This is a genomic window from Streptomyces albiaxialis, from assembly GCF_039530985.1.
Lineage (GTDB): Bacteria > Actinomycetota > Actinomycetes > Streptomycetales > Streptomycetaceae > Streptomyces > Streptomyces albiaxialis.
In genome coordinates, this window is sequence record NZ_BAAAPE010000016.1 from 250,474 (window position 1) to 265,325 (window position 14,852).

The window sequence follows — 14,852 nt, forward strand, 5'->3', positions numbered from 1 at the left end:
CGCATGGGAATGAGGGAGGGGTGCCGGGGCGGCCCTTCCTCACGTCGGCGTCCCCGTGCGCGTCCGCCGCAGCCAGCGCCCGCGCCCCGGGCGGGCCGTGACCGTACGGTCCGCGTAGACCACCTCGCCGCGGCTGACCGTGAAGCGGGGCCAGCCGAGCACGCGGCGGCCGTCGTGCACCGAGTAGCCCGCGCGGGACTCCATGGCCGCGCCGTCGATCACCCGCTCCTCGTCCGGGTCGAGGACGAGGAGGTCCGCGTCGGCGCCCGGGGCGAGCGTGCCCTTGCGCGGGTAGAGGCCGTGCAGCCGGGCCGGGGCCGTGGCCGTGACGGCGACGAGCCGCTCCAGGGAGAGCCGCCCGGTGCGCACCCCCGCGTCGTAGAGCATCGGCACCATCGTCTCCAGCTCGGCGACCCCCGCGCGGGGCGCGGTGAGCCGGTGGCCGGGGGAGAGCTTGTCGCGCAGGAACCAGGGCGCGTGGTCGGTCGCGACGGTGTCGACCGAGCCGTCGGCCAGCCCGTTCCACAGCGCGCGGGAATCGTTTGCCTGCCGCAGCGGCGGCATGCCGACGAAGCGCGCGCCGTCGGAGGCCGCGTGCGCCTCGGCGGTGAGGTGGAGGTAGAGCGGGCGGGTCTCGACGTACACGGGAAGGCCGCCCGCGCGGGCGCGGCGGGCCGCGTCCAGGGCCGCCCCGGACGAGAGGTGGACGAGGCAGACCGGTGCCCCCGTCGCACGGCACACCGCGACGGCGCGCTCGACGGAGGCGGCCTCCGTGAAGTCGGGCCTGCTGGCGGGGTAGTGGGTCAGCGCGTCCCGCCCGGACGCGGTCAGGTCCTCGGCGACGAAGCGGGTCAGCGCCCCGTCCTCGCAGTGCACCAGCGTGAGCATCCCGGCGTCGCCCGCGCGCTTGACCGCGGCGACCAGGCGGCTCGGATCCGCCTCCTCGTCCAGGGACATCATGAACAGCTTGATGCTCATGTGCCCCTGGGCCGCCAGCGCCGGGATCGCCGCGAGCGAGGCGTCGTCCGCCCGTAAGAGACCGGGGTGCAGCACGTAGTCGACGGCCGAACAGGCGCCCGCCGCCGCGAGGTCCCGGGCCACGGCCTCCTCCACGCTCTGCGCCTCGTCGGCGGGGAAGGTCATGTTGCCCAGGGTGGTGACGCCCCCGGCGAGCGCGGCGCGGGAGCCGGACGCGAAGTCGTCGACGAAGCCCGGCTCGTCGCCCGGCCCCGGCGCGGTGGCCTGGAGGTGGACATGGGTGTCGACGGCGCCCGGCAGTACGTACGCGCCCGAGGCGTCCAGTTCGCGGCGGCCCCGCATCGGCCCGCCCAACTGGACGATCCGGCCGTCGGCCACGCCGAGGTCGCCAGGACCGGAGCCGCCCGCGGTGACGAGCGTGCCGCCCCGCACCACCAGGTCGTACTCCTCAGCGGCCATGCCCGCTCGCCCCTCCACCGGAGGAGCCGTACGGACCCCCGCCGTACGGGCCTTCGCCGTACGGGCCTCCGTTCGGGCCTCCGTTCGGGTCCGTCGGGCCCCCGTACGGGCCGTCGTGCAGCTCTCGCGCCGTCCACGGGCTCTCCGGGTGGCGCGTCAGCAGCCGGTGCGAGTCGCGGACCTCGCGGTACCAGGAGCCGAGCGTGTCCTCGTCGAAGTGCAGGCAGCGCCCCAGGACGTACGCGGTGGAGAACTCGGCCCAGGAGCCGTACGCCTTCCGCGCCAGTTCGCCCGCCGAACGCAGCGCCGCGCGGGCCTCGTCGGCGTGCGCGAAGCCCGCGTTCACGCCCCAGCACGCCATGTTGGCGGCCCGGCCCAGGTCCCAGGCGAGCGTCCTGCGCACCCGCGCCCCGGCGGCGAGCAGCCCGTCGGCGCGGAACCGCTCCTCGTAACGGGGCACGCGCGCCGCCTCCTTCGCCAGCGCCTCTGCGGGGCCGTCGGCCGCGCCCGGGCCGAGCCGCTCGCGCAGGGTGCGCGCGATGCCCTCGGCCCACGCGGCGCCGGACACGGCACCGCCGTACGCCCCGTACGCCCCGTACGGGTCGTGTGCGCCGGACGGGGCGGCCAGCTCCTCGCGGACGTCGAGCGCCAGGTCCCAGCCGAACGTGGAGATCTCGCCGTCGAGCAGCAGCTCCTGCGTCTCCCGCCATCCCTCGCGCGAGGTCACGCCCCAGGTCGCCTTCAGCCGGGTGCGCTCCCACTTGGGGGAGGGGCTCGGGTCCACGACGGTGTTCCAGGCGTCGCCGTTCGCGTACGCGAGGTGCGCGCCGCAGGCCAGGCCGCGCAGCACCTCCGGGTCGCGCTCGCCCGCGGCGCGGTCCGCCCGCAGCCGCTTCCCGACGCCCGGCAGAAACGGCAGCTTCCGCAACAGCACCTTGCCCTCCGGCCCTCCGACGCCATGGACACGCCGGACACTACCGGGCGGGGCGCGCCTCCAGAACCGCGTGACCCGGCAGGCCGGGCAGGGTGACGGTGGCGGCGAGTTCGAGCCCCGCGTCGCCGAACAGCCCTACGTGCTCGGCGAGCGTGCGCTCCCTGCCGGGCGTCAGCACCATCATCTCGATGTCGCTCAACGCCATGAGCGCCGCTTCCTCCAGCCCGCCCGTCAACTCCCCGCTCTCGTCGGGCAGGACGAGCGTGGGCACGACGACCCGGCCCCCGGGGCGGGCCGCCTCGCGGCAGTTGCGGAGGATCCGCACGCAGGCGGCGTCGTCGAAGTTGTGCAGGATGTTCTTCAGCACGTACGCGTCGCCGCCCGGCGGTACGGACGCGAGGAAGTCGCCCTCCACTGTCTCGCACCGGCCGGTCAGCCCGGCCGCGTCGAGCGCGGTCTGCGCCGCGCGCAGCGCCGCTCCCGTCTCCACGAGCGTGCCGCGCACGCCCGGGTGCGCGGTGAGCACGGCGGCGAGCAGCGTGCCGTCGCCGCCCCCGACGTCGACGACCCGCGCGAACCGCCCGAAGTCGTAGTGCCCCACGATCACCGGGGTCTGCGCGGCGGTGACCAGGCTCATCGCGGTGTGGAAGCGGGCGGCGAGCGGGCCGCCCGCCGCGAGGTCCTCGTAGAGGCCGACGCCGTTCGCCAGTTCGTAGGCGGGCTTGCCGTCGCGTACGGAGTCCTCCAGCGCGCCGTACGCCCGCCACACGTCCGGGTCCCCGTACAGGGCGGCGAGCGCGCGCGGCGCGGGCCCGTCGCGGAACGCCCGCCCGAGCGGCGTGAGCGCGAACCGCCCGCCCCCGCGCGGGGCAAGCAGGCCGAGCGCGGCGCCCCCGCGCAGCAGCCGGCGCAGCGCGCCGGGGTCCGAGCCGGTGGCGAGGGCGAGCGCGTCCACGGAACGGGTGCCGTCCTCTCCCGCGCGGTCCCCGTCCGTGCCGTCGGCCTCTCCGAATGCCTCGGGAATTCCCAGGCGCGAGAGCGTTCCGCAGACCTGGGAGAACGCGAAGCCGAATATCAGCGAGGTGGTGGCCTGCCTGACCGCTTCGTCCGCCTGGCCGGAATCCGTCATCGCCCGTCTCCCAAGTGTCCGTACTCTTCCGGGTTTCCGCTGGAGAATCTACGGTCGCCCCGTACGGGCCCGCATCGGGAGTTCGCAGGACCGCCGCGCGGGAAAGAGGCGAAGGTCTGCGGATTGACGCGGGCCCGCGAAAATGCCAGAGCCCGCGCTGTCAATCCCCCGGACTTCCCTTCCTCACGCCGACGACGGTGTTCCCGCACGATGCCGGGGCCGGTTCCGCGCGGCTTAGTTTCGGAGTGCTTCCCGAGAAAGGAGCTCTCCATGGCACTGACCCAGGAATCCCCCGTGGCGAAGTGGGCGCGGCAGAACGCGACCACGCACGAGGGACATTACGTGGCGCCGACCGACCGCGTCGTCCCGGTCCTCTTCACCCCGCTGATCGCCCTCACGGTGGCGGGTGCCGTCGGGTGCGCGCTCGGCCCGGCCACCTCGTTCGCCAAGGCGTTCGGCTATCACGACCAGGAGGGGTCGGTCCCCGACGGCGGCCGCAAGGCCGGGAGTTCGGTGAACGCGCTCATCAGCGGTCACCCGGGCATGGCCTGACCACCTGACCCCGGAGTGACCTCCGGCGCCGCCCGGGCCGAACCCGCCACGCCGGGCCCGGGCGGCGCCGTTGCCGGGGCACCCCGCCCCCGTACGGCCACGGCCCGACGGCCACGCCCGTACGGCCACGGCCCGTACCTGCTCCCGTACCCGCCCCGTATCTGCCCCCACGCCGGAGGAACCATGAGCCCGTACACGCCCGCACCACCACCCTCGTGGGGCGGCAAGGACGACCTCGACGCGGTCTTCCGCAAGGTCGAGACGCTCACCTCGGTGGGCGCGACGATCGGCGCGCTGGAACAGCTCGCCGCCTCCTCGACGCTGGCCGACGACGGGATGTTCGGCTGGCCGGTGATGAAGCTGCGCTCCCCGATGTGGTGGCGCCGCCTCGGCCCCGAGCGCCTGGAGAAGATCTTCGGCTACCCCAATGTCGTCGGGCTCGTGCAGACCCGCGCGCTCGCCGGGCTCGGGCTGGTGCTGCCGGGCGCGACCCGGGCCCAGCGCGGCGTCCTGTCGGCCACGATGTGCGCCACGGCGCACGGCCTGCACACCCGGATGGGCGGCTACGGGCTCGACGGCTCCGACCACCTCACCTTCGTCAACTACGCGGTCTCCGCCGCCGAGAAGGCGTTCGGCCACGACCCCCGCGCCCGCGAGGCACTGGCCCGGTTCCTCGCCGCGCAGGTCTGCATGGCCTACTTCACCTCCGGCGCCGCCAAGCTCATCTCGCCGGTCTGGCGCGACGGCACGGCCATCCCGGAGATCTTCCGGACCAGCATGTTCGGCGACTCCCGGTTCTTCGAGGCCGTCCGCGACCGGCCCTGGCTGGCGAAGTCGGTGGCGTGGGCGACGATCCTCGGCGAGATGGCGTTCCCGCTGGTCCTCGTCGCGCCGAAGCCCGTCGCGCGCGGCATCCTCGCCTCCGGCACGGCCTTCCACCTCGCCAACGCCCGCTTCATGGGCCTCAACCGCTTCATCTGGTCGTACTGCTCGACGTACCCGGCGCTCGCCCATGTCTCGCGCTCCCTCGGCGAACCGGCCACTCCCGCCGCCCGGGGCGTCCCCGCCGTCCCCGCGCACTCCGCCCCCACGGCCCTCGTCCGCGCGTCCGAGGCGCTGCGCCGTCCCGGCGTGCGGCGCGGTGCCGTGCTCGCCGGGGCCGGTGCCGCCGTACTCGCGGGCGCGGCCGCGCGGCAGGTCGCCAGGACGCGGCGGGAGCGGCTGACGCGCTCGATGCCGGGCAGGCTCGTCCGGGTCGCCGGCCGGAACGTGCACGTCCTCGCCCGTACGGAGGGGGCGGACGGCGCGGACGCCGGACCGGCGGTCGTGTTCGAGAACGGGCTCGCCTCGCCCGCGACCGAGTGGGGCTGGGTCCTCAAGGGCCTGCGGCCCGGCACCCGTTACGTCGCGTACGACCGGCCCGGCACCGGCTGGAGCGACGCGGTCCGGCGGCGGCAGGACGCCGACGCGGCCTCCCGCGACCTGCTGGCCCTCCTCCGCGAACTCGGCGTGGAACCCCCGTACGTGCTGGTCGGGCACTCGATCGGCGGGCTGCGGGTCCGCAGCTTCGCGCGCCGTCACCCGGAGCTGGTCGGCGGGCTCGTCCTCGCGGACGCCTCGCACCCCGACCAGTTCCGGCGCTCGCCGCGGCAGCGGGAGGCCCTGCCGTGGATCAAGCAGCGGATGACCACCACGTACCTCCAGGCCACGGCGGGGCTGCTGCGCCGCTCGGGGCGGATGGACCAGATGGACACCCTGCCGCGGGAGTTCGCGGCGGCCACGCGCGACTGCATGGCGCACCCCCGCGTGTGGCGTACGGCGCTGCGCGAGCTGGACCAGTCGCAGCGGTGGTGGTCCCCGGACGCCTCGCTGCTGGAGCCGAGCGCCGCCATGCCGGTCGCGGTGCTGACGGCGGGCGAGACCGTGCGCAGCGACCCGACGCACACCGGACTCCAGCGCGAGCTGGCCGAGTTGTCGCGGGTCTCGCGGCACGACCTGGTGGACGAGGCCGGGCACGAGACGCTGGTGCTGGCCGAGCAGTACGCGAAGCACGTCGTGGAGGCCGTCGAGTGGGTGCGCGCGCAGCACGCGGCTCCCGGCGCAGGGAAGGGAGCCCGCTCATGAACCAGCTCGCCACCGCCTCCCGCTACGGCCTGTACGGGGTGCTGACGACGTGGATCGGGCTCACCGTCGCCAAACAGTTCCGGAAGACGCCGCCATTCCTCAGCCGTATCGACCCCATCAACACGGCGATTCCGGTGACCACTTTCTTCGCGCCCAATCCGGGCAACACCGATATTCATCTGCTGACCCGTGCGCGTATGGGCGACGGCAGCACGACGGAATGGGCCGAGTATCCGCTCATCGAGCGCCGGACCCTGCGCCATATGATCTGGCACCCCAGCCGCCGGGTCGAGAAGCTGCTGCCCGACGCGTTCTCGGAGCTGAAACAGGTCACGCTGGGCGAGGACCGTATCGAGCGCCTCCAGCTCACCATTCCGTATCTGACGATGCTGAATTTCGTGACGCATACGTGCGAACAGCCGCCCGGGGCGCGCAAGGTGCAGTTCATGCTGGCGTCCTCGGCGGGATTCGACGACCGCGAGGAGCCGCGCACGCTCTTCGTCTCCGAGTTCCACGACCTCGACTAGCCCGCGACGTCACCCCGCGGGGTCACGGGACGGGACGCCGGGCCGGGCGGGCGATCAGCGACCATTCCAGGCCGGTGGTCACCGCCTCGGTCCTGTTCCTGGCCTCCAGCTTCCGCAGGATGTTCCCGACGTGGGTGGAGACCGTGGCCGGGCTGATGTGCAGGGAACGGCCGATGTCCGCGTTGGACATCCCGTCCGCCATCAGCGCCAGCACCCGCTCCTCCCGGTCGGTCAGCGTGTCCGTACGGGGCATCCGGGACGCCAGCGCGTCGGTCAGCCGGTCGTCCAGCCGCCGCAGCAGGCGGGGCGAGATGAACAGCTCGCGGGACGCCGCCGCGTGCACCCCGGCCGCCGTGTCGAACGCGGAGTCGTCCGGGAGGATGACGGCGGACACCCCGTGCGACAGGGCGTCCGCCACCTGCGTCTCGCCCCCGTCGCACACCACGGCGAGCGGCACAGGGCGCGACGGCTGCGACGGGTCGTCCCGGCCGGGCGCCAGCGTCCGCCACACCTCCGGCGTCCGCTCGGTGAGCCGGGCCAGCCAGATGTCCACCTTCCCCGACTCGGGCCGCGACACCGCGTCCAGCACGCTGCTGCCGCACAGCGCGATCTCGATCTGGAACCGGTCGAGCGCCAGACCCAGCAGGTAGGACAGGTGTTTGTTGTCGTTCGTGACCAAGCCTATGGATAGCACGCCCAGTTCCCCTCTGTGGTCCGTCCGTGGTCTGGGTGTCAAGGCATGGCACCAGAGTGTGTCAGCGCTCACGCCTCCGCGACCGGACCGGTACGGCGGCAATCCTGACCGTTCCGTGCCCGTGTCCGCCCGATCGGGCGGACGGGCGGCTCGCAGGGCGGGCGGGAACGCGTCGGCTAGAGGAAGCTGACGTTCTGCGCGAGGGCGAGCGTGCCGGAGTAGTTGACGGTGTTCGTCGCGCGGCGCATATACGCGCGCCAGGCGTCGGAGCCGGACTCGCGGCCCCCGCCCGTGTCCTTCTCGCCGCCGAACGCGCCGCCGATCTCGGCCCCGGAGGTGCCGATGTTGACGTTCGTGATGCCGCAGTCGGAGCCCTCCGGCGACAGGAAGACCTCGGCCTCGCGCTGGTCGCGGGTGAAGATGCTGGAGGAGAGGCCCTGGGGCACGCCGTTGTGCAGCGCGATCGCCTCCTCCAGGGTGTCGTAGGTGAGGACGTGGAGGACGGGCGCGAAGGTCTCCTCCCGTACCACGGCGGTCTGTTCGGGCGCCCGTACGAGCGCGGGCGCGACGTACGCGGCGTGCGGCGCAGCGTCCGCGAGGCGGCGCTCGCCCCCGGCCAGCAGGGTCGCGCCCTCCTTCTCGGAGCGGGCGATCGTCTCCCGCATCCGGTCGAGCGCGGCGGTGGAGATCAGCGGGCCCACGAGGGTCCGCGCGTCGAAGGGGTCGCCGACCGGGAGCTTGCCGTAGGCGGCGGCGAGCCGTTCGACGAGGGGGTCGGCGAGATCGCGGTGGACGATGAGGCGGCGCAGCGTCGTGCAGCGCTGGCCCGCCGTGCCCGCGGCGGCGAACACGATGCTCCGCACGGCGAGATCGAGGTCCGCCGAGGGGGCGACGACGGCCGCGTTGTTGCCGCCCAGCTCCAGCAGGGAGCGGCCGAGGCGGGCCGCGACGCGGGGGCCGACCTCGCGGCCCATGCGGGTCGAGCCGGTCGCGCTGACAAGCGCCACGCGCGGATCGTCCACCAGCCGCTCGCCCACGTCCCGGCCGCCCAGGAGCAGTTGGTGTACCGCACGCGGGGCTCCGGTCTCCGCGGCGGCCCGCGCGAGCAGCCCGTCGCAGGCCAGCGACGTCAGCGGGGTCAGCTCGGACGGCTTCCAGACGACGGTGTCGCCGCAGACCAGCGCGACGGCCGTGTTCCAGGACCACACCGCGGCGGGGAAGTTGAACGCCGAGATCACCCCGACCACACCGAGCGGGTGCCAGGTCTCGGCGAGCCGGTGCCCGGGGCGCTCGGAGGCGATCGTACGGCCGTAGAGCTGGCGGGAGAGGCCGACCGCGAAGTCGCAGATGTCGATCATCTCCTGGACCTCGCCCAGTGCCTCCGAGCGGATCTTGCCCGCCTCGACGGTGACGAGGTCCGCCACGTCCTCCTTGTGCGCGCGCAGCAACTCGCCCAGACGGCGGACCAGTTCGCCGCGCTTCGGCGCCGGGGTCGCGCGCCACGCGAGGAACGCCTCGTGCGCGGCCTCGATTGCCCGCTCGGCGTCCCCGGGTCCGGAGGCGGCCAGCCCGAAGAGGTCCTCGCCGGTGAGGGGCGTACGGGCGGCGAGGTCCGCGCCGTCCGGCGGGGAGACGCCGATCCGCTCCAGGCTCGCGCGGGCACGGGCCCGCAGCTCGTCGGTGGAGGGCAGGACGGGCTGGTCAGCGGTGGTCATACGGCTCCTTGGGGTGCTGCGATCTCCGGGAGGTCCAGCTCCTCCGCGACGCGTGCGAGGGAGCGGCGGCGCTGTGCGGCGTAGAGGGCGTAGGGGTCGAGGACCTCGCGGCCGAGGGCGCCCGCGAGCCAGTCCGTGTCGTACGCGGCGCCCTCGCGGGCGTCGTCCCTGGAGCCCTCTCCGCTGAGGTTGGACTGGAAGATCCCGGCGGCGGAACGCGGCAGGAAGTCCTCGTAGACGACGGGTTCCGCGCGCACCCAGCCCTCGTCGAGGAGCGCGTCGAGCCCGGCCGGCGGGCGGGAGCCGTCGCGGGCGCGGGCGGGGGAGACGCGGTAGGTGAAGTACGCCAGGCCCCGCGCGTCCAACTCCCGCTCCGTCGCGGGCAGATGGGCGGCCCATACGGAGCGCGCGACCTCGGCGCGGGCGGCCCCGGGCTCCGCGGCGAGGCGGGCGTCGACCAGGCCGAGCATCCCGTCGTACAGCTCCCGGCCCTCCGGGGTGAGGGCGATACCGCGCGCCTCGACCTCGCCGAACCGCACCCGCAGCGCGCCCTCGGCCACCGTGCCGTCCGGCTCGCGCATCGGGCGGGACTCGTCCAGGGCCCGGAACGAGGTCTGCCGCAGCAGCACGTCGGGGCCCTCCCAGCGCGGCGGGCCCTGGATGGTGTCGATCATCTCGATGCCCCGCCCGGTCATCCGTGCGTAGAGGCCGTCGATGTCGAGGACGCGCGGGGTGAGGTGGTTGAGGTGGGTGCTGCGGACGCCGCCGATGTCGGCGGCGACGGCCGAGACCTTCTCCAGCGTCCGGTACCAGGCCCTGTCGACGGGTTCGCGGGACAGCTCGAAGGCGGCGACGGCGAGCCGGAGAAAACGTTCGCCTTCCTCATCGGGCAGCTCCCGCTCGGTCTCGGCGCGGTCGGCGAGCGCCAGCAGCTCGGGCGGGAACAGCTCGCGCCCGGCGAGGAAGGCCTCCAGCCGCGTGCGCAGCCCGTCGTCGAAGAAGCGCGGATCGGCGGGCGTGAGCAGCGAGGTGAAGACCCGGAACGGATTGCGGGCCAGCTCCTCCTCGTCCACGGGGCGGAACGCCGTCGAGACGACCGGCACCGCGCTGGCGGCGGCCTCGCGCAGGTCGTAGAAGCCGACGGGACGCATGCCCAGGGCGCCGAAGATCCGCGCCACCTGGCCGAGTTCGGCGGGCGTGCCGACGCGGATCGCGCCGTGCCGCTCGGCGGTCACGCGCCCCAGCGAGCCCAGGCGCTCGGCGTCGGCGCCGCGTTCGCGCAGCACGTCGGCGTTGACCTCGCGCGAGACGTCCACGAGCGTGGTGTACGCGGGCACCTCGCGGCCGTACATGTCGGAGAGCCGCGCGGCGAAGGCGGCCCGGAGCCGCCACTGGCTGATCATCGAGGTGCCGCCTTTCGGTCGCCTGCGGGGAGGGGAGAGCCTGTACGGGGCGTGGGGCGCGTCCGGGTCATACGACGTACGCCTCCGGCCGGTCGCTCCCGGCGCCCGCCGCGAACCGGTCCGCGCTCAGGGGTGAGATGTCGGCAAACGTTTCGCGCTCCAGGCACAGGTCGCGCACGATCTCGCCGACGGCGGGCGCCTGGAGGAAGCCGTGCCCGGAGAAGCCGGTCGCGTAGAGGAAGTTGACCAGCTCTCCGGAGCGGCCGATCAGCGCGTTGTGGTCCGGCGTGACCTCGTACAGCCCCGCCCACCCTCCGGCGGTCTCCATCTCCGCCAGCGCGGGGGCCCGTACGCGCACGGCGGCGCGGAACAGCTCCAGCCACTCCGGCGTCCAGGTGGTGTCGAAGCCGTCCCGCTCGCGCGGGTCGGCGAGGCCGAAGAGCAGCCCGTCGTCGCTGTTGTGGAAGTACGCCGTGGACGCGAAGTCGATCGTGAACGGGATACGCGGCGCGGGCGGCGACAGCGGCGCGGTGAACACGAGCTGGCGGCGCACGGGCCGCACCGGCAGCGCGACGCCCGCCAGCTCCCCGACGCGCCCCGACCAGGCGCCCGCCGCGCACACGACGGTCCGGCAGGCGATCCGCCCCCGGTCGGTGCGCACGCCCGTGACGCGGTCCCCGGCCGTGTCGAAGCCGGTGACCTCGATGCCGGTGAGGAACCGCACGCCTGCCCGCGCCGCCGCCTCCGCGTACCCCCGCACGACGCGCGCCGGGCGGACGTGGCCGTCCGTGGGGGAGTGCACGGCGGCCACGAGCCCGTCCGTGTCGAGGTACGGGCACAGCGCGCGGGCCTCGGCGGGGGTGACCAGGCGGCTGGGGACGCCGAGCGCGTTCTGCGTGCGGACGCCCGCCTCGAACTCCGCGACCTGCCCCTGGCTCGTGAGGAGGAAGAGATAGCCGACCGTGTCGAGCCCGATGGGGGCGCCGGGGCGGCGGGGGAAGTCCGCGAAGGCCCGCAGACTCCTGCGGCCCAGCTCGATGTTGAGGGGGTCGGAGAAGTGGGCCCGGACGCCGCCGATCGGCTTGCCCGAACTGCCGCAGCCGAGCGCTCCGCGCTCGACCACCACGACGTCCCGCGCCCCGGCCTCGGCCAGGTGGAACGCGGCGCTGACACCCATCACGCCGCCCCCGACGACCACGAACTCGGCGGCGGACGGCACGGAACGGTGGACGGGGGTGGCGGACAAGAGGCCGATCCCTCCATAGCCTGAGCGGTGAGCCGGGATGTGCGATCAGCGGTGCCTGCCGCCATCGTCACCCACGCCGCCCGCCGCCGTCCATGAAGCGTCGGCAACGGCCGCCGCACGCGTCGCACGGACCACACGCGCCGCACGGATCACGCCGCCCCGCGCCGTGCCCGGCGGCTCGGCCCTCGGGCCGTCAGCGCCGCGGACCCCGCAGCGCGTTACGGGCGTCCCGCCGCCGTGCCCAGCAACCCCTCCACCAGGGCGTCGAGTCCGGCCTTCAGGCGCGCCGCGTCCATGCCCAGGTCCACGGTCTGATGGACGATCAGGGGCGCGGCCAGCGGGGCGAGGAGGGCGTCGGCGAGGTACGCGGCGTCCGCGTCGGGACGGGCCTCGGCGACGAGGGCCGCCAGGTGCGCGCGGTGCGCGGCGTACGCGCCGGTGTAGCGGCCCGTGGGCGCGCTCGTCTCGGCGGCCAGCAGCAGGTCCGTCTCGCGGAGCAGCCGGTCGAGGTAGGCGTGCAGGAACGCGCGTACGCGGGCCGAGGGCGGCGCGCCGGGTCCGAGCGGGGGAGGGCCCTGGAGGAACGCGCTCTGCAGCGCGCGCTCGCTGTCGTCGAGCAGGGCGTAGGCCAGGCCGGAACGGTCGCCGAAGCGCCGGTAGACCGTGCCGACGCCGACGCCCGCGGCCTCGGCGACCTCGTCGAGGGAGATCTTCTCCAGGCTGCGCTTCTCGGTGAGGGAGCGGGCTGCGGCGACGATCTTCTGCCGGTTGCGCGCCGCGTCCGCCCGTTCGGGCGGCTCGGCGCCCACGACGGGGAGCCGGGCCGGTTCCTCCCGCTCCCGCTTGCTCCCGCTGGCCCGCGCCATTCCCGACTCCCGCAGCTCTCCGGATCGCTTCTTCCGACGGCGGGAGTCTAGTCGCGGTTGATAAGCGGAGTATTCTCCGGTTACCTTAAACGGAGAACGCTCCGCTTAGGGGCCCCATGAACGAGAAAGCGTGTGACATGCCGGAACATCTGAAAGCCGCCGTCGTCTACTACAGCTCCACCGGGAACGTGCACGCCCTGGCCCGTGCCGTCGCCCAGGGGGCCGAACTGGCCGGTGCCGAGGTGCGGTTGCGCCGCGTCGCCGAGCTGGCCCCGCCCGAGGCCGTCGCCTCCAACCCCGACTGGCTCGCGCACGCCGAGGCCGCCCGCGACGTGCCGCTCGCCGAACTGACCGACCTGACCTGGGCCGACGCGCTGCTGTTCGGCACGCCCAGCCGCTACGGCAACATGGCGGCGCAGCTCAAGCAGTTCCTCGACACCACCGGCGGCCTGTGGGACGCGGGCGAGCTGGCCGACAAGGCCCTCGCCGGGTTCACCAGCGCCGGATCGCCGCACGGCGGCCAGGAGTCGACGCTCACGAGCATGTACCAGGTCTTCATGCACTGGGGCGCGATCCTGGTGCCGCCCGGCTACACCGACCCGGTCGTCGAGGGCGCGGGCGGCAACCCGTACGGCGTCAGCGCCGACGACGGCGGGGGAGCCGGACCCGGCGAGCCGGCCCTCGCCGCCGCCCGCCACCTCGGGCGGCGCGTCGCGGAGAAGGCCGCACTGCTGCGCCGTACCCCCGCCGGCACCCCCGGTGGTACGTCCGTGGGCACGCCCGTGGACGCGCGGGCCGCCGGGAGCCTCGGGGGCCTCTCGTGAGCGCCCCCGCGTGGGCGCGCGACCTAGAACGCCGCGCCGAGGGCCCGCTGTTCACGGCGGGGCACGACGAGTACGAGGCCGCGCTGCGCGTCTACACCGCCTCGCTGCCCGGCCGCCCCGACGCCGTGCTGCGGGCCGCCTCCGCCGCGGATGTGTCGCTGGCCGTCGCCACGGCCGCCGCGGCCGGGGTCCCGCTCTCCGTGCGCGGCGGCGGGCACAGCGGCGCCGGTCTCTCCGTCTCCGCGGGCGGGCTGATGCTGGACACGGGCGGGCTGCGCGCCGTACGCGTCGAACCGGCCGCCCGCGCGGGCGAGCAGGCGTACGCCGTGGCGCAGCCCGGCGCGACCTGGGGCGACTACGACCGCGCCACCCAGGAGCACGGGCTCGCGAGCACCGGCGGCGTCGTCTCCAGCACGGGCGTCGCCGGGCTCACCCTCGGCGGCGGCATCGGGGCGCTGCGCGGGCTGCACGGCCTGGCCGCCGACAACCTGGTCGCCGCCGACGTGGTGCTGGCGGACGGCTCGCGCGTACGGGCCGACGCGGCGCGCGAGCCCGAGCTGTTCTGGGCGCTGCGCGGCGGCGGGGGCAACTTCGGCGTGGTCACCGGGTTCCACTACGCGGTCCACCCCGTCACCGGGATGACCACCGGATTCCTCGGCTGGCCCCTGGAGTCCGCGCCGGACCTGGCCGCCGTCTACCGCAAGGTGGCCGCCTCCGGCGACCTGCCCGACCGCTCCGTGGCGGAACTGATCTTCACGCACGCGCCGACGGGGGAGCCGGCCGTGCTCGTCACGCCGCGCGTGATCGACGGGCCGGGCGAGGACCCGCTGATCCCGGTGCTGCGCGCGCTCCACCCGGTCCAGGACTCGGTGGCGCCGCGGAGCTACGTGGACGGGCAGAGCTTCATGACCCGCTGGTGGGCTGGGGTGCCCGGCATCACTGGGGCACGAGCACGCTCCGCGAGCTGTCGGAGGAAGTGGTCGCCGTCCTCGTGGAGTTCACCGCCCGGGCGCCCTCGGCGCGCAACGGGATCACCGTCGAGCATCTGCACGGCGCGGTCTCGCGCCGCCCGGCGGAGGAGACGGCGGTCGGCTTCCGGCACGCGCCCTTCAACGTGCTGATCGAGGCGACGTGGGACGCGCCGGAGGAGGACGGCGAGAACCGGGCGTGGGTCCGCGAACTCACCGCCGCGCTCCGCCCGTTCGGCGCGGGCGGCGCGTACGTGAACTATCTGCCGCGCGACGCGACCGCCGACGAGCTGCGCGCCGCGTACGGGGAGACGGGCTTCGCGCGGCTCCGCCGGGCCAAGGCGGCCTACGACCCGGCAAACGTCTTCCGCGTCAACCAGAACATCCCGCCCGCCGGCTGACCCCGGTCCCGGCCCCGCTCGGGCGGGGCGCT

At 74.8% G+C, this 14,852-nt stretch carries 14 protein-coding genes; 6 read left to right on the forward strand and 8 right to left on the reverse strand.

From position 1 onward, the window contains the following. Positions 1–39: 39 nt before the first annotated feature. From ABD343_RS32640 to ABD343_RS32650, 3 genes are read right to left on the reverse strand one after another with little or no spacing between them, the layout of a single operon-like run. Complete coding sequence (locus ABD343_RS32640; RefSeq protein WP_344533439.1) at positions 40–1,437, reverse strand: dihydroorotase; 1,398 nt, start codon at positions 1,435–1,437, stop codon at positions 40–42. After that, entirely contained in the window at positions 1,427–2,371 is a 945-nt protein-coding gene (locus ABD343_RS32645) for a DUF1266 domain-containing protein (protein WP_344533441.1), read from the reverse strand. Before ABD343_RS32645 ends, ABD343_RS32640 begins: the two co-directional genes overlap by 11 nt. Before the next feature lie 40 nt (positions 2,372–2,411). Continuing rightward, complete coding sequence (locus ABD343_RS32650) at positions 2,412–3,500, reverse strand: methyltransferase (protein WP_344533443.1); 1,089 nt, start codon at positions 3,498–3,500, stop codon at positions 2,412–2,414. A gap of 342 nt (positions 3,501–3,842) precedes the next feature. Here ABD343_RS32650 and ABD343_RS32655 point away from each other — a divergent pair, with 342 nt between their 5' ends. The 3 genes from ABD343_RS32655 to ABD343_RS32665 all read left to right on the forward strand — a co-directional run bounded on the left by ABD343_RS32655 (position 3,843) and on the right by ABD343_RS32665 (position 6,703). Continuing rightward, positions 3,843–4,052, forward strand: coding sequence for a hypothetical protein (locus ABD343_RS32655; protein ID WP_344533444.1), 210 nt, complete (start codon positions 3,843–3,845; stop codon positions 4,050–4,052). 183 nt (positions 4,053–4,235) lie between these two features. Further along, positions 4,236–6,176 (forward strand): alpha/beta fold hydrolase, encoded by a 1,941-nt coding sequence (locus ABD343_RS32660; RefSeq protein ID WP_344533446.1) that lies wholly within the window; start codon positions 4,236–4,238, stop codon positions 6,174–6,176. Continuing rightward, positions 6,173–6,703: a hypothetical protein gene (locus tag ABD343_RS32665; RefSeq protein WP_344533448.1), complete on the forward strand. Its 531-nt coding sequence runs from the start codon at positions 6,173–6,175 to the stop codon at positions 6,701–6,703. The genes ABD343_RS32660 and ABD343_RS32665 overlap by 4 nt, the downstream gene beginning before the upstream one ends. Positions 6,704–6,725: 22 nt before the next feature. On the opposite strand, the gene ABD343_RS32670 is transcribed toward ABD343_RS32665, so the two are convergent. From ABD343_RS32670 to ABD343_RS32690, 5 genes are all read right to left on the reverse strand, one after another. Beyond that, the gene (locus ABD343_RS32670; protein WP_344533449.1) at positions 6,726–7,382 is read right to left on the reverse strand and encodes a helix-turn-helix transcriptional regulator; all 657 of its coding nucleotides are present in this window, start codon (positions 7,380–7,382) and stop codon (positions 6,726–6,728) included. 191 nt (positions 7,383–7,573) lie between these two features. Further along, entirely contained in the window at positions 7,574–9,112 is a 1,539-nt protein-coding gene (gene amaB, locus ABD343_RS32675; protein ID WP_344533451.1) for an L-piperidine-6-carboxylate dehydrogenase, read from the reverse strand. After that, positions 9,109–10,515, reverse strand: coding sequence for a 2-oxoadipate dioxygenase/decarboxylase (gene hglS, locus ABD343_RS32680; protein ID WP_344533453.1), 1,407 nt, complete (start codon positions 10,513–10,515; stop codon positions 9,109–9,111). Before hglS ends, amaB begins: the two co-directional genes overlap by 4 nt. A gap of 67 nt (positions 10,516–10,582) precedes the next feature. Continuing rightward, a complete protein-coding gene (locus ABD343_RS32685) occupies positions 10,583–11,761 on the reverse strand; it encodes an NAD(P)/FAD-dependent oxidoreductase (RefSeq protein ID WP_344533455.1) in 1,179 nt (392 codons plus the stop codon). A 218-nt stretch (positions 11,762–11,979) separates the two neighbouring features. Continuing rightward, on the reverse strand, positions 11,980–12,627 hold the full coding sequence (locus ABD343_RS32690; protein WP_344533457.1) for a TetR/AcrR family transcriptional regulator: 648 nt from the start codon (positions 12,625–12,627) through the stop codon (positions 11,980–11,982). 137 nt (positions 12,628–12,764) lie between these two features. Here ABD343_RS32690 and wrbA point away from each other — a divergent pair, with 137 nt between their 5' ends. From wrbA to ABD343_RS32705, 3 genes are read left to right on the forward strand one after another with little or no spacing between them, the layout of a single operon-like run. After that, positions 12,765–13,451, forward strand: a complete 687-nt coding sequence (gene wrbA, locus ABD343_RS32695; protein WP_344533459.1) for an NAD(P)H:quinone oxidoreductase — start codon at positions 12,765–12,767, stop codon at positions 13,449–13,451. Beyond that, positions 13,448–14,572 (forward strand): FAD-binding oxidoreductase, encoded by a 1,125-nt coding sequence (locus tag ABD343_RS32700; protein WP_344533461.1) that lies wholly within the window; start codon positions 13,448–13,450, stop codon positions 14,570–14,572. Before wrbA ends, ABD343_RS32700 begins: the two co-directional genes overlap by 4 nt. Then, entirely contained in the window at positions 14,566–14,820 is a 255-nt protein-coding gene (locus ABD343_RS32705) for a BBE domain-containing protein (RefSeq protein ID WP_344533463.1), read from the forward strand. Before ABD343_RS32700 ends, ABD343_RS32705 begins: the two co-directional genes overlap by 7 nt. Positions 14,821–14,852: the final 32 nt, after the last annotated feature.